This window comes from Microvirga sp. GCM10011540 (assembly GCF_042650665.1).
GTDB classification, from domain to species: Bacteria; Pseudomonadota; Alphaproteobacteria; order Rhizobiales; family Beijerinckiaceae; genus Microvirga; species Microvirga lenta.
Genome location: NZ_JBHSBQ010000132.1, coordinates 1 through 12,551, shown reverse-complemented (window position 1 = coordinate 12,551; position 12,551 = coordinate 1). Strand labels below are relative to the sequence as shown.

Sequence of the window (12,551 nt, the reverse complement as noted above, 5' to 3'; positions counted from 1 at the left end):
TCATCTGTGCGGAATGTAAGCCTAGCAAGTTTATTCAAGGGGCATTTGCAAGAATGACTACGCCAACCAATTTAGAAACTCTTTTTTTGCAGCTCATCAACGAAGCCCGCGCCGGTGCCGGGGTCAGGCCGCTCACGTTCGACGGCGAACTTCTGGATTCGTCTGATGCCCACAGCGCCTGGATGGATCAGACTGACACCTTCTCCCACACGGGCGTGAACGGCTCCAGCGCGGGCGCCCGCATGACAGCGGCCGGCTACGGCTGGCAGGGCTGGGGCGAGAACATCGCCTATGTGAGCGGCGGAATGACGGAGGCGACCGTCCGTCAGCTGCACGCCAACCTGATGAAGTCGCCCGGCCACTACGCCAACATCGTCAACGGCTCCTTCGAGGAGATCGGGATCGGCCTGAAGGAAGGCACGATCAACGGCTACAACGTGGTCTTCGTCACCCAGAACTTCGGCACGCCGAATGCCACGGAGCGGGCCGAGGCGAACGATGTCGGCACCACGACCACGACCTCTCCGACGACCCCGAGCACGACCGCGGGCCAGTCCATCGTCGGCAACAGCTACAACAACACGCTGTATGGCACGTCCGGCAACGACACCCTCAACGGCAACGGCGGCAGGGACGTCCTGTGGGGCCGCTCGGGCAGCGACACCTTCGTGTTCGACACCGCGTCGGAAGCTAACGGCGACACCATCGGCGACTTCGTCCGCGGCGCCGACAAGATCAACCTGTCGGGCATCGATGCCGATACCCGCTCGTATGGAAACCAGGCGTTCAAGTTCATCGGCGCGCAGGGCTTCCGCAAGGTGGCAGGCGAGCTGAAGGCGTACCAGTCGAGCGGCAACACGTATCTCGCCGGAGACGTCAACGGCGACGGTTATGCCGACTTCACGATCAAGGCCGTCGGCCTGCACGCCTTCGCGAACGCCGACTTCGTGCTCTGACGACGATTGCGGGCTCCCGGCTTCGCGGGAGCCCGCAATCGGGGCCGCTTCGTCTGGCGGCGGCCCCACTACTCCCGGGCGCCTGAAAGGGGCCCGGAGCGCCGGGAGGGCGCTCCGGGTTCGACAGTCAGTTGGTCGGGGGCAGGATCACGCTGTCGACCACGTGGATGACACCGTTCGAGGCGGCGATGTCGGTGCGGGTGACATTGGCGTCGTTCACCTTCACCCCGTTGCCGGTCGCGCTCACGGTCAGCGCCTTCCCGTTCACGGTCTTGGCCTGCTGGAGCTTGGCGACCTCGGACGCCGTCACGCGTCCGGGGACGACGTGATAGGTCAGGATCGCCGTCAGCCGGTCCTTGTTCTCGGGCTTGAGCAGGTTCTCGACCGTTCCGGCCGGCAGCTTAGCGAAGGCCGCGTCGGTGGGAGCGAAGACCGTGAACGGCCCCTCACCCTTAAGGGTGCTGACGAGACCGGCTTCGCCTAGGGCAGCCGCCAGGGTCTTGAACTGGCCGGCCGCGACGGTCGTCTCGACGATGTCCTGGTCGGCTGCCCGCGCAGCCGTTCCGCCGAGCGCCACGCCGAGGGCGACCGTTGCGGCCACGGCCAGATTCGCAAATTGGAATTTCATCGTTCTAGCTCCATGAACGTGGATGCGGACGGCCCCTTTCGGCGACCGTTGAGACCACCACGCTGGTTCTCACCATTTGCATATGGTGAAAACTTATTGTCTCTCTACTCACTTTATCGTGACATGAACATAATTTATCATGTGGTGAAAATCGGTATAGCGTGAGTTTCTTTAAGCGAAAAAGGAGCGGCGAGATGCTGTCGGAAACCCTGGCCGCCGGCCTGGAGCAGTACAAGATCGGAGCCAAGATCCGGACGCTCCGCCTGAAGAAGAAGCTCAGGCTCGCGCAGCTGGGCGAGCATACCGGCCTCTCGCCCGCCATGCTCTCGAAGATCGAACGGGGCCAGCTCTTCCCGACGCTGCCGACGCTGCTGCGGATCGCCCTGGTCTTCGGCGTCGGGCTCGAGCATTTCTTCGTCGAGGGATCGGACCGGCCCACCATCGCGGTGGTCCGGAAAGAGGATCGGCTGCGCCTGCCGGACCGTCCGGGGGATGCGCCGTCCTATTTTTTCGAGAGCCTCGACTTCCCCGTGACGAACCGCAGGCTGCAGGCCTACTACGCCGAATTCCCAGCCGGTTCGCAGGCGTCGGAGTCCCACCAGCACGAAGGCGCGGAACTCGTCTACGTGCTCAGGGGCAGGCTCGCAATAAGCATCGCGGGCGACGAGATCGTTCTGGAGGAAGGGGACGCCATGTATTTCGACTCCGGCGCGGCGCACAGCTACCGGCAGGAAGGCTCGTCGGCGTGCTCGGCGATGGTCGTCACGGCGCCCGAATAGCTCCGGATCCGGGGAGGCCTCACACCCAGCGGTGCTTGCGGCCTTCGATGACCAGCACCCTGCCCTGCCAGATGTCCATGCTGGCGGCCTGGCGCTGGGAAATCCCGCAGGTCACGGCCAGGAAGGCGCGGGCGACGCCGCCATGGGCCACCAGCACCGTGTCGCGGGTTAGGTCGTCGAGAACGGGGCGGATGCGGTCGGTGAGCATGGCGTAGCTCTCGCCGCCGCCGGGCGGAACGTAGTTCCACTTGTCGCGCTCGCGCATGGCCGCGGCCTGGGGCTCCGCCTTGCGCACTTCCTTCCAGGTCATGCCCTCCCAGTCGCCGAAGGTCAGCTCGACCAGGCGGTCGTCCAGGCGGTAGCTTTCGGGATGCAGGCCGATCGCCTTGCGCAGCCGCTCCATGGTCTCGCGGGTGCGGGCCATGGGGCTCGACACATAGGCGAGGTCCTCGACATTGGGCACGAGGGTGCGCAGCCGCCGCCCCGCCTCCTCGGCCTGGACCTGGCCGAGCTCGTTGAGCGGAATGTCCTTCTGCCCCTGGAGCCGCCCTTCGAGATTCCAGTCTGTCTCGCCGTGGCGAATGAAGTAGATCGTTGGGCGGGGCTGGCTCACGGCTAGTCTTTGTCGAGGGAGAGGTCGGGCGCTTCCGGGTTCTTCATGCCGACCACGTGGTAGCCGGCATCCACGTGGAGGATCTCGCCGGTCATGCCGCGGGACATGTCGGAGACCAGGTAGGCGGCGGTCTCGCCGACCTCCTCGGTGGTGACCGTGCGGCGCAGGGGCGAGTTATACTCGTTCCACTTCAGGATGTAGCGGAAATCGCCGATGCCCGAGGCCGCGAGGGTCTTGATCGGGCCCGCCGAGATGGCGTTGACGCGGATGTTCTTGGGGCCGAGATCGGCCGCAAGATAGCGCACCGAGGCCTCAAGCGCCGCCTTGGCCACGCCCATGACGTTGTAGTGGGGCATCCACTTCTCGGCGCCGTAATAGGTCAGCGTCAGGAGCGAGCCGCCGTCGTTCATCAGCTTCTCCGCCCGCTGGGCGACCGCCGTGAAGGAATAGCAGGAGATGAGGAGCGACTTGGTGAAGTTGCCCTCGGAGGTCTCCACGTAGCGGCCCGTGAGCTCGTCCTTGTCCGAGAAGGCGATGCAGTGGACCACGAAGTCGATGGAGCCCCAGAGCTTCTTCACCTCGTCGAACACAGCGTCGATGCTCGCGCCGTCCGTGACGTCGCAATGGCCGACGACGACGCCGTCGAGCTCCTTCGCCAGGGGCTCGACGCGCTTCTTCAGGGCCTCGCCCTGGTACGTGAAGGCGAGTTCCGCCCCGTGCTTGCGGGCCGCCTGCGCGATTCCCCAGGCGATGGAGCGATTGTTCGCCACACCCATGATCAAGCCGCGCTTGCCGGCCAGGATGCCGGGCGCCGTTGTCTCCGCCATGATTCACCTAAATCGTCGCTGGACACGTCAGAAAGAGCGGCCTCTTTAACCGACACAGCGACAGGGGGGAAGTCCTCTCGGCCTCCCACCCGTGAATCAGGGCTTCATAAGGGCGAAGATTCCTATTCCGCCTTGGCCGAGCGGCGCTTGCGGGCATAGTCCAGCAGGTCCTCGTCCACCACCTCGGGCAGCTTGATCTCCATGGTCACCAGGAGGTCGCCCGGCCCCGCCTTGCCCGGCAGGCCCTTGCCGCGCAGGCGGAAGGTGCGGCCCGAATTGGTCATGGGCGGGATGTTCATCTCCACCGCGCCGGTCAGGGTCGGAATGCGGATCGTGCCGCCGAGGACGGCCTCCTCGATCTCGATGGGCAGGCGCAGGCGCAGGTTGGAGCCCTCGGGCGTGAACCGCTCGTGGGGGGCGATCTTGATGGTCAGGAGCGCGTCGCCCGGATCGATGCCGGGAGCCCCCGCGCCCAGGCCGCGCAGGCGGATGACCTGCCCGTCGGTGACGCCCTTGGGGATCACCACGTCCACGTCCCGGCCCGTGGGGAGCCGCAGGCGCTTCTTGGCCTCGTTCGCCACCTCTTCCAGGGTGACCGTGAGGGTCGCCGACACGTCCTCGCCCTTCTGCTGGGGGCGGCTGCGGCCCTGCCGCATCCCGTCGCCGCCGGCGGAGCGGAACGCCTCGCCGAAGATCTGCGAGAAGAAGTCCTCGCCCGGATCGGCATTGAAGCCCCGGCTGTTCCGGCGCCCGCCGAAGGGGCCGCCGCCGCCGAAGCCCGAGAAATCCTCGCCCCGGGCGCCGCGCCCGCCGCCGAACCCTTCGAAGCCCGTAAAGCGCGGCTTGCCCTCCGCGTCGATCTCGCCCCGGTCGAACTGGGCGCGTTTCTGCGCATCGCCGAGGATCTCGTAGGCGGAATTCACCTCCGCGAACTTGTCCTTGGCCTTCGGATCGTTCGCGTTGCGATCCGGGTGATAGGTCTTTGCGAGTTTGCGGAATGCCTTCTTGATCTCCGCTTCGTCTGCGGAGCGGGGCACGCCGAGAACGTCGTAAGGGTTGCGCATCTTGGAATCCATCAGCCGTCGGGATTGGGCTCGTGAGCCCTTCGGGCTGACGACCATATGGGAAAAGTGTTGCGCGCTTGCAACGCCTGTTTTCACGAAAAGCTTGGCACGGGACGGACGTCACGTGCTCGCGCGAGCCGGCTCTCCTTTCATCGCTCCTGGATTCCCGTTTTCGCCTCCACGGCGGCGGTCAGTTTCCGCAGCAGGAAGGCGAGCGTGTCGCGATCCGTCCGGTCCGGCCCGCCGAGCGGCGCCTCAAACCTTGGCGGTCCCCTTCACCGGCTTGACCTCCTTGATGGCCCAGTCGCCGCCGGAGGGGCGGCAGGCCATGCCCTGGAGGGAGGCCGGGGATGCGCCGCTGATGAGGGCGGTGAAGGTCCGGCAGATCTGATCGTCCTTCACGAAGGGGGCGCTCGCGGGCGTGAAGGTGCCCTTGCGGTCCGAGGCGGGGTTGTCCCACGAGACCTGCGTGCCGGGGCCCTGCGGGTCGAGCGCCACCGCGAGCGCGGCGCGGGCCCGGCGCCAGTCCTCCTCGTCGAGGTCGGCGGACAGGATGGTAGGCTTCGGCGCGATGGCGCCGGTGACCTGGGGCTCGGCCGCCATCTCGTCCAGCCCCACGACCCCAAAGGAGAAGCTGCAGGCGCCGGCCGACAGGGCGATCAGGCCCGCGGCGAGCACTTTCATGGCTTCGCGCAGGGTGGCGTCTGATCTATAACGGCGCGCATTGCTCATCATGACGCGTCGGCTCTCCGAGAACGCAAAAGTCACATCTCAGGATAAGACCTTGAACTCGTTAACAACTGGTGACTTCACCGAAGCCAATGAACCCTTCACCCTGTTTCAGTCCTGGATGGAGGAGGCCAAGGCCTCGGAACCCAACGACCCCAACGCCATGGCGCTCGCCACCGTGGACGCGGACGGCCTGCCCAATGTCCGCATGGTCCTGCTCAAGAGCGCGGACGAGAACGGCTTCGTGTTCTACACCAACACGGAATCGAACAAGGGCCGCGAGCTCCTCGGCCAGAAGAAGGCCGCCCTCGTCATCCACTGGAAGAGCCTGCGCCGGCAGATCCGGGCCCGGGGCCATGTGAGCCTGGTGAGCGACGCGGAGGCCGACGCCTATTTCCAGAGCCGCCCCCGGGACAGCCGCATCGGCGCCTGGGCGAGCCAGCAGTCGCGCCCGCTGGAGAGCCGCTTCGCCCTGGAGAAGGCGGTCGCCCTCAACACGGCGAAATACGCCATCGGCGAGGTGCCGCGCCCGCCCCACTGGACGGGCTTCCGCATCGCCCCGGTCTATATCGAGTTCTGGCAAGATCGCCCCTTCCGCCTCCACGACCGCATCGCCTTCACCCGCGAGGGCGAGGGTTGGCTGAAGAACAGGCTTTATCCTTAAACCCATGCATTCCGAGCTGTAGACCCTGACCTTGCGAGGGGCTAGGGTCCCGCGCCCATCCACACAGGTCCACCATGTCCTCCTCAAGCAACACCTCCCGCCGCATCATGCTGCTCACCGGCGCCAGCCGCGGGATCGGGCATGCCACGGTCAAGCGCTTCTCGGCCGCCGGCTGGCGGGTCATCACCTGCTCGCGCCACGCATTCCCCGAGAACTGCCCCTGGGAGATGGGTCCCGAGGACCATCTCCAGGTCGACCTGGCGGACGCGGAGGATACCCGCCGCGCCATCGCCGACGTGAAAGAGCGCCTCGCCGCCGAGGGCGGCGTGCTGCACGCCCTGGTCAACAATGCGGGCATCTCGCCCAAGGGACCGGGGGGCTCGCGGCTCGGCGCCCTCGCCACCCGCTACGAGGACTGGATCCACGTGTTCCAGGTGAACTTCTTCGCCTCGATCATGCTGGCCCGCGGCCTGCAGGACGAGCTGACGAAGGCCAAGGGCTCCGTGGTGAACGTGACCTCCATCGCGGGCTCGCGGGTCCACCCCTTCGCGGGCGCGGCCTATGCCACCTCCAAGGCGGCGCTGGCCTCCCTCACCCGCGAGATGGCCGCCGATTTCGGACCGCTGGGCGTGCGCGTGAACGCCATCTCCCCGGGCGAGATCGACACCTCGATCCTCTCGCCCGGCACCGAGAAGATCGTCGAGCAGCTTCCCATGCGCCGGCTCGGCACCCCCGACGAGGTGGCGAAGGCGATCTATTTCCTGTGCACCGACGCCAGCTCCTACGTCACCGGCGCGGAGCTGCACATCAACGGCGGTCAGCACGTCTAGGAACGACCTTCAACCCTCCTGAATCCCCCGCGGCATCCGCACCGGCGGCAGAACGATTCTTCCCGCCCCGCCGCGTTCAGGCGGCGGCTTCGGCGGATCGAGCTGCGCCTCATGGTCGGTCGCGAGCTGCTCGACCGCATCGCGGTCCCCGGGCCGTCCGGCTGCGAGCTCGCAGGCGATCCAGCGCGTGATCCGAGGCGCGGCGACGCTCGTCCCGTTCATGACGACGACCGAGCCGCTGCGCGTCCCGGCCCCGAGCACCCCGGGATGGGCGACGGAATCGTCGCTCACCGTCAGCGCATCGGGGCCGTCCCGGTGGACCTGCGTGGCGCCGACCGGCACCGTGACGGGGCCGCCGGCCGAGTACGGCACAGGCCGCAACTCCTTGCGGTAGACGCCGCCGACGATGATCGTCTCACAGCCGGTGGCGATGGCGTTGATCGAGCCGTAGCGCCGCACGATGCAGGAGATGTCGTCCTCCTCGATCGGTCGGCCGCCATGGTCGTAGCGCCGGTAGCATGCGTGGTCGAAATACGACTGGCGCCCGCGGGTCGGATAGCCGATGGGCGCGTCGTCCCGCTGCACCCAGGCCTCGACCATCTCGCCCGGCTGCAATCCCCGGTTCTTGAGGCGCAGGCGCCAGATCCCGGACTCGGCCGCCAGGCGGGGCCCCGCCGCCCCGCCCGGCCGCACCGTGGGCTTGAGCGCGACGAACAACATGCCGCGATCCGTCGGCGCCGGGGCGCGGTGGTAGCGCGCTTCGCACAGCACCGTGCCGTCGGCCACGTAGCGCAGCGCGGGGAGCTGACCCTCCTTCACCTGAAGGGGCGTGCTGTCCTCGCCGGACGGGGTCACGAGCGTCAGGGCGATGCGATCCGCCCCGGCGGGACCGGGCGGCAGCCAGATCTCGACGAAGCTCGGCGTCAGGTCGTCAGGCTGCACTCGCCAGGGCAGCTCTACCGCCTCGTCCGGCGTGTCGAACGACACCCGCGCATGCAGGCGTGCCAGGTGGCTGTTGCCGGACGGGATCACCACCCGCATCGGCCGGTTCCTCGCGACGGCGTTGTGGTCCCGCACGATCTCGTCGATGGCCGTCTCGATCTCGTGCGTGCCGTCGTGCGGACCGGCGGTGAGCCCGTAGCTGAAATTGATCGCGACCGGCGGGGCCGGTTCCCCTCCGGCCATGGCCAGCGCCGCGTCGCGGATGTGCTTGACCGCGTCGACCACGTAAGGGGCGAGGCTCGCGCCGGAGGAATCCGCCGTGGTGGCGGTCGGCAGTTGCACCCCCACGATGCGCCAGTCCGGCGCCTCGCCGGGCGCGAAGCCGCAGGCGAGGTCCATCACATGGGCACCGTGCGAGGCCCGCCGCGCCACCGGTCTGCGGCCCTCTCGGGCGAAATCGGCCACGCCCGCGCGGCGGTAGAATTCGTCCTCGTCCCAGTTCCGCTGCGCGGCATCCGCGAGCAGGGCGTCGATCTCGGCCTTCGTGATCATACAGCCGTAGCCGTAGCCGCTGCGGCCGTCGTCCTCGCCGTCCTGGATCCAGACCGACTCGATCCGGGTGGTTCCGTCGGCCCGCTGGAAGCGCTCGTGGCCGAAGGCGAGGCCGTCGTCGATGATGCCGACGATCACCGTGCCTGACGTGAGCGGGCCGCTGGTCGAGGTGGGCCTCGGGCGAAAGGGGGCGTTCCTCGCCGTCACCGAGGCATCGGGCAGCGGCGGGCCGGGCGTGGCCCGCTCCGCCTCTCTCGTGAATGGCCGGAACTCCCTTTCGGCGAACAGCCGTCGGACCTCCCGAAAGGTCAGGAAATGCGTCTCGAAGCGCTCGCTTCCCGGCGGCGAGCGCCCGGCCCACTCCGCCTCGCCGGTCAGGCGCCGCCAGAGATCCCGGATCTTCGCCTCGTTCTTGTTCTCGCGCCAGCGCACGAGCAGCGGAATCCGCTGGCCGACGGTTCGCGGCAGCAGGAAATCCTCCCGCCCCGGACCCAGCGACCAGCGCAGATAGGGATCGAGATTCGCGAGCCCGAGGGGGTCGCTCCAGGGATCGTCATATTCCCACGGCATGGCACGCCCTCCCCTGTCTCAGCTCCACTCGGCCCTGGCTTTGTTCCAGAGCCAGGTGAGCAGTTCGGACTGCCGGGTCGGGTCGAGGGCCTGGTCGGCATTTCCGCGGATCAGGAAGTTCTTCTCCTCCAGCCGCTGGTTGTCCGGATCGTAGAGGTCGCGCCAGACAAAATCCTGGCCGGGTGGCCAGGCGCTCCCGTCGAAGGTCCAGTCCCGGTAAGTCGCGGCGCCGGAGCAGCGGTCGACGAAATAGCGCCCGAGGGTCAACCCCAGCACCGCGCCGGCCGCGCTGTCGACGGGGAAATGGACGCCCGCGACGGTGCGGTTGATGGCGATCCGGGCGGCCAGGCGCAAGAGCTGGATGCGCCATTCCGCGTCTGTATAGACGGCCTGTCCGGAGTTCTCCAACAGCTCCCAGAGCACGAGCGCCGCCGCGAAGGCCTCGGTGGCGTGCCCGCTGGGAAGCGAGCCGTGCGCGGGCGTGAGGATGAGCGGCTGGACCTGCGGCGAGTATTCCACCGGGCGCCGGCAGGCGAGACCCTGCTTGAGGCGCAGATGCACCACGATGGCGAGCCGCAGGACGGCGGCGAGCAGTTCCAGCGTATAGGGCGTCCGGTCCGGGTGCAGGTAGGAAACCGACGACAGGAAGGCGAGCCCGCCGCCCATCTGGGTCAGGATCTCCGATTGCCGGTCGGGACGCAGATCCGCATAGCTTGCTAGAAAGTGGAGCTGCGCCTCGAAGATCGCCTGCGACGGGCGCGCCATGGCGACGAGCCTGCGGTATTCCGGCACCGGAGGGTTGCCGCCGACCGGGGCCGGAACCTCGAGATGCCACACGAAGAGGCGCGGGTTCGCGCCGCCCGCCTCCGCCGTGACGGCGAGGCGCGACACCATCTCCAGGTCAATTGCACCGGCCCGGACCCAGGGCGACCAGCGCTCCATGACGTCCGGATCGTCGAAGGCCAGCGGGCCGGGCGGCTGAATGGTCTGCCACGGCCCGACGATGCCGTCGCGGCTGCGGATCAGCGCGTCGGTCGTGAGCGGCGAGGCGAACCCGATGCCGCCGACGCCGCCGACTCCCCCCACGCCTCCGACGCCGCCTACTCCGCCGACACCTCCAACCCCGCCGACGCCCCCTACGCCTCCGACGCCACCCACGCCGCCCACGCCGCCGAGCGGCCCGATTCCTGCCCAAACCGTACTCACGTTGGTCCTCCCTCGTTCTCGGCCCCGCGGCCGTCGACGTCACTCAGGGACGCCGGCATTCCGCAGAGTGGCCGCCCATTCGTCCCCGATCCTGTAGCCGGCGCTGGGCGAGCGCTCGCGCCAGCGGCGGATGGTGAGCTGAGGCTCCATCTGCAGGAGCTTTCTCACGGTCCGCCGCGCGTCCTCGTGCCGGCCGAGATGCCATTGCGCGATCGCCATGGCCCGCAGGGTTGAGGTGTGCGTGCAGTTGGCCCGCAGCGAACGCTGGGCGAGCTTCAGGGCGCGCTCGTACTGGTGCGCTGCCAGATGAGCGGTCGCAGAGAGGGAGTCGTAGAAGTAGCGGTGAGGGTCGAGAGGCGAGAGCCTCAGGGCGCGCTGGGTGCAGCTCACCGCGGGCGTTCCCTCGCCCTTGAACGCGTGGAGCGTTCCCAAGAGCAGCCAGGCGAGGGAGTCGTTCGGATTGGTCAGGAGGGCGAGGTCGTACCGCGCCTTGGCGGTGTCGAGCTCCTTCAGGAGGTTCGTGTGCACGAAGCCGTCGACGGAAAGCGCGAGCGAGCAATGCGGGTCAATGTCGAGCGCCTGCTTCGTGCATTGCAGCGCGTAACGGGCATCCTGCTGCGGATCCTCCGACCAGCCCTGCTGCACGCGCAGCACATGCCATTTCGCGAGCCACGCCCTCGGGACGGCCTGACGCGGAGCCCGCTCGATCAGCGTTTCGAGGAGTCTCCTCGCCTGGTCGAAGTCGATGGACGACAGGCGGTGCATGAGCGCGACGGCGGCAATGAGCAGCGTGTAGCTCTTCAGGGTCGGCAGGGCCTGCGACTGCGCGCGCTGCAGCTCGCTCACCATCACGGCCGCGCTCACGTTGATGGCGATCTCGTCGATGAGCTCGCGCTTGCCGGAGAGAACGGCTGCGATTTGGCCCTTGCAGCGACCCGCCCACGCGGTCTGCCCCGATTTGGCCTCCATGAGTTCGGCTTCGATGGCGACGAAACGATCCGTCACGCGATATTCGCCCGACAGCACGTAGTCGGCGTTGAGATTGGCGCTGATCTGCGCCAGCGGCGTATCGCGCCCGCGAAACACGGTGGTGGACAGGCGCGAGATCACGTGCAGCTCCGGCGAGCGTGACAGGTCCTGGATCAGCTCCTCCGCCAGAACCTCGCCCAGCACGTGATGCTCGTCGCCGGCATCGTCCGTGGTGAAGGGCACGACCGCCAGCGTCGGGCGCAGGTCGTCGACGAAAACGCCGGGCTCGATCACCGGGCGCGGGCCGGGCGGGCCGATCCGGTAGGTACGGACAGGCTGCGGCACGTGCTTGAGATAGCACTCGCCGAGATCCTCGATATCCGCATCGAGATCGGCGGTGAGCTGGTCGCGCAGATTGGCCGAGATCACGATCTCGCCGGGACCCGCCAGGGTCAGAAGCCGCGCGGCGCGGCTGACGCCGCGTCCGTACAGATCTGCGTGATCGACGATGACGTCGCTGATCTCGACGCCCATGCGCAGCATCACCTGCTGCGCGGGCGGAAGACCCGCATTCCCGCGATGGCTCGCCTGCTGGATGGCGAAGGCCGCCGAAACCGCCGAGCGCGCGTCGTCGAAATCCAGCAGCATCCCGTCGCCGAGGCCCTTGGTGAAATGGCCGTTGAATTCCGGAAGGATCTCGGTCCTGACATGCTCCACGAAGGCGAGCCAGCGGGACACGAAAGCGGTCTCGTCCTGCTCCACGTGGCGCACGGATTCCACGACGTCGAGGATCAGCACGGCTCGGTTGGCCCGCACTGCAGCGGAATAAGGCTCGTCGGGTTGCTGACCGATCTGAGCCAAAGCATCCTCCGGCGACACGGTTGCGCACCGGCAAAGAGGCCCTGCCGGAAAAAGGCGGACGACAGCGAATAGTCAGTATTACGTATGGTAATGCCGACAGAGGCGTGTTTTCAAGCGTGCGGTGGGTACTCCCCTTTGGTCGCTGCATTGCGCCAGAGGATTCCTTGCGTCGGGACAGGCTTTCCTCCGCCGGGTCTGGGGGCCTGATCGAAGCTCGCAGATAGCGCTGTGTTACTCTCCTCCCCCTTGATACTGCTGGCGAATCCATCATGCACCTGTTGGAAGCGTCATGAGCCTTGTGAATGCTGACTGACGCGTTCGCGCGAGCGGTGTGCCCGCGAACCAAGCCCCTAGCCGGATG

The 12,551-nt window shown here is 67.6% G+C and carries 12 protein-coding genes; 4 read left to right on the top strand and 8 right to left on the bottom strand.

What is annotated here, in order from left to right:
• Positions 1–86 precede the first annotated feature (86 nt).
• Complete coding sequence (locus ACFOYU_RS19510) at positions 87–956, top strand: CAP domain-containing protein (protein WP_377034897.1); 870 nt, start codon at positions 87–89, stop codon at positions 954–956.
• A gap of 127 nt (positions 957–1,083) precedes the next feature.
• On the opposite strand, the gene ACFOYU_RS19505 is transcribed toward ACFOYU_RS19510, so the two are convergent.
• Positions 1,084–1,584, bottom strand: coding sequence for a fasciclin domain-containing protein (locus tag ACFOYU_RS19505; protein ID WP_377034896.1), 501 nt, complete (start codon positions 1,582–1,584; stop codon positions 1,084–1,086).
• A gap of 194 nt (positions 1,585–1,778) precedes the next feature.
• Here ACFOYU_RS19505 and ACFOYU_RS19500 point away from each other — a divergent pair, with 194 nt between their 5' ends.
• Positions 1,779–2,363: a helix-turn-helix domain-containing protein gene (locus tag ACFOYU_RS19500; RefSeq protein WP_377034895.1), complete on the top strand. Its 585-nt coding sequence runs from the start codon at positions 1,779–1,781 to the stop codon at positions 2,361–2,363.
• Between the two features lie 19 nt (positions 2,364–2,382).
• Here the strand turns inward: ACFOYU_RS19500 and ACFOYU_RS19495 are convergent, their stop codons facing one another.
• From ACFOYU_RS19495 to ACFOYU_RS19480, 4 genes are all read right to left on the bottom strand, one after another.
• Positions 2,383–2,976, bottom strand: a complete 594-nt coding sequence (locus ACFOYU_RS19495; protein WP_226739409.1) for a histidine phosphatase family protein — start codon at positions 2,974–2,976, stop codon at positions 2,383–2,385.
• A 2-nt stretch (positions 2,977–2,978) separates the two neighbouring features.
• Entirely contained in the window at positions 2,979–3,803 is an 825-nt protein-coding gene (fabI, locus tag ACFOYU_RS19490) for an enoyl-ACP reductase FabI (RefSeq protein WP_377034894.1), read from the bottom strand.
• A 122-nt stretch (positions 3,804–3,925) separates the two neighbouring features.
• A complete protein-coding gene (locus ACFOYU_RS19485) occupies positions 3,926–4,867 on the bottom strand; it encodes a DnaJ C-terminal domain-containing protein (RefSeq protein ID WP_377034893.1) in 942 nt (313 codons plus the stop codon).
• A 255-nt stretch (positions 4,868–5,122) separates the two neighbouring features.
• Positions 5,123–5,602, bottom strand: coding sequence for an RT0821/Lpp0805 family surface protein (locus ACFOYU_RS19480; protein WP_377034892.1), 480 nt, complete (start codon positions 5,600–5,602; stop codon positions 5,123–5,125).
• Between ACFOYU_RS19480 and pdxH the strand changes: the two genes are divergently transcribed.
• Positions 5,601–6,260, top strand: coding sequence for a pyridoxamine 5'-phosphate oxidase (pdxH, locus tag ACFOYU_RS19475; RefSeq protein WP_377034891.1), 660 nt, complete (start codon positions 5,601–5,603; stop codon positions 6,258–6,260). The two genes, ACFOYU_RS19480 and pdxH, sit on opposite strands and share 2 nt — an antisense overlap.
• 107 nt (positions 6,261–6,367) lie before the next feature.
• The gene (locus ACFOYU_RS19470) at positions 6,368–7,090 is read left to right on the top strand and encodes an SDR family NAD(P)-dependent oxidoreductase (protein WP_377034934.1); all 723 of its coding nucleotides are present in this window, start codon (positions 6,368–6,370) and stop codon (positions 7,088–7,090) included.
• A 9-nt stretch (positions 7,091–7,099) separates the two neighbouring features.
• Here ACFOYU_RS19470 and ACFOYU_RS19465 read toward each other — a convergent pair whose 3' ends face one another.
• The 3 genes from ACFOYU_RS19465 to ACFOYU_RS19455 are packed head-to-tail and all read right to left on the bottom strand — an operon-like array spanning position 7,100 to position 12,190.
• The gene (locus ACFOYU_RS19465; protein WP_377034890.1) at positions 7,100–9,154 is read right to left on the bottom strand and encodes a hypothetical protein; all 2,055 of its coding nucleotides are present in this window, start codon (positions 9,152–9,154) and stop codon (positions 7,100–7,102) included.
• An 18-nt stretch (positions 9,155–9,172) separates the two neighbouring features.
• Positions 9,173–10,360 carry a phosphatase PAP2 family protein gene (locus tag ACFOYU_RS19460; protein ID WP_377034889.1) on the bottom strand — a complete coding sequence of 396 codons (1,188 nt, stop codon included), beginning with the start codon at positions 10,358–10,360 and terminating at the stop codon, positions 9,173–9,175.
• A 39-nt stretch (positions 10,361–10,399) separates the two neighbouring features.
• Complete coding sequence (locus ACFOYU_RS19455) at positions 10,400–12,190, bottom strand: adenylate/guanylate cyclase domain-containing protein (protein WP_226739425.1); 1,791 nt, start codon at positions 12,188–12,190, stop codon at positions 10,400–10,402.
• Positions 12,191–12,551: the final 361 nt, after the last annotated feature.

Bases quoted from the DNA above. Each gene is read 5' to 3' on its own strand.
- ACFOYU_RS19505 (WP_377034896.1), bottom strand. From the start codon at position 1,584: ATGAAATTCCAATTTGCGAATCTGGCCGTGGCCGCAACGGTCGCCCTC.
- ACFOYU_RS19500 (WP_377034895.1), top strand. From the start codon at position 1,779: ATGCTGTCGGAAACCCTGGCCGCCGGCCTGGAGCAGTACAAGATCGGA.
- fabI (WP_377034894.1), bottom strand. From the start codon at position 3,803: ATGGCGGAGACAACGGCGCCCGGCATCCTGGCCGGCAAGCGCGGCTTG.
- ACFOYU_RS19485 (WP_377034893.1), bottom strand. From the start codon at position 4,867: ATGCGCAACCCTTACGACGTTCTCGGCGTGCCCCGCTCCGCAGACGAA.
- pdxH (WP_377034891.1), top strand. From the start codon at position 5,601: ATGACGCGTCGGCTCTCCGAGAACGCAAAAGTCACATCTCAGGATAAG.
- ACFOYU_RS19480 (WP_377034892.1), bottom strand. From the start codon at position 5,602: ATGATGAGCAATGCGCGCCGTTATAGATCAGACGCCACCCTGCGCGAA.
- ACFOYU_RS19470 (WP_377034934.1), top strand. From the start codon at position 6,368: ATGCTGCTCACCGGCGCCAGCCGCGGGATCGGGCATGCCACGGTCAAG.
- ACFOYU_RS19465 (WP_377034890.1), bottom strand. From the start codon at position 9,154: ATGCCGTGGGAATATGACGATCCCTGGAGCGACCCCCTCGGGCTCGCG.